This is a genomic window from Polaribacter sp. Z014 (assembly GCF_023555435.1).
Lineage (GTDB): Bacteria > Bacteroidota > Bacteroidia > Flavobacteriales > Flavobacteriaceae > Polaribacter.
On the sequence record NZ_JALCZP010000089.1, the window covers coordinates 1 to 1,080 of the forward strand.

1 pseudogene is annotated in these 1,080 nt (G+C 31.1%); it reads right to left on the reverse strand.

What is annotated here, in order from left to right:
• Positions 1–82 precede the first annotated feature (82 nt).
• Positions 83–982: pseudogene (locus tag MPF19_RS19040) on the reverse strand (IS256 family transposase, variant Zn-binding type); the annotation flags it as partial.
• Between the last annotated feature and the right edge of the window lie 98 nt (positions 983–1,080).

The following is a 1,080-nucleotide window of genomic DNA, read 5'->3' on the forward strand; positions in this document are numbered from 1 at the left end:
GGCCTAATGGACAAAATGGTTGGTCTTTTTACACTTTATTTTTCATGTGGACAAAATGGTTGGTCTTTATTTTGTAATTTCATTAGATTCTTTTAGCTCTTAAAAACTCATTTATAAATTTTATTTTTCTCTCTTTAGTTAGTCCATTATGATTTCTAAGTTTGTTTTTTAAATCAGAAAAATGACCATCAATCATATTGGTTGTATTTGGGATATTTAATTCATAATTATCGTACCAAGTAAATAGCCATGTCATATTGGTATTAAGGCTCCTATATGCACTTCTAAGCCGTTTATGAGTGAAGTAGCTTTTACCTGTTTCAATATTAATAGTACGTTCATTTAAAAAGCTTTCCCACTTAATAAACCACATTTTTAATCCTCCTTCAAATGATTCTTTATCAGTCTTTTTTAGCATAGCGACATGAAGCTTCAGCTCAATAGAGGCGGGCATTTTTGGGTTTTTAGTTATATAGCTTCTTATTGTTGCAACTTGATGAAATTGACAAAGCTGAACAGGTATGTCTTTAAATGCTCCAACCAACCCTTTTCTGCCGTCACAAACGATAGCTACAACCTCAAAACCTTTAGATTTCAGTTCTTTAATACCCTTTATGTACAATGTATTAGTTTCTGATTTGACGTAATACCAAAGAAGATTTTCTTTACTGTATGCGTCTTTAAACAACATTAACCCAAAACTTCTGCCCCAGTAGGTTGTATCCATTAAAACAATAACCTTCTTTGGTGCTATTTCTACTTGCTTTACTTGATAAAGATCTAGTTTACGTTGGATTGTTCTTTTTGAGCATCCATATTTGACTGCTAGTTGTATATACGTTTGTTTTCCTCTGGCATATTCATCCCAAAGAAAATCTGCTGAAATTTGTTTTCCTCCATTAAAAATCTTGTTACAATTTAAACATTTGTAACGTTGTTTATTTAAGCGAGTACCGTATTTATGTGTGTTTAAACTATCACAAAATTTACATTTTTTTTATTCAAAACCTTTGATTTGCCTCAAAGCTAATAAACAAAAGGGATAAGGAAGATTTTACCAACCATTTTGTCTATTACACC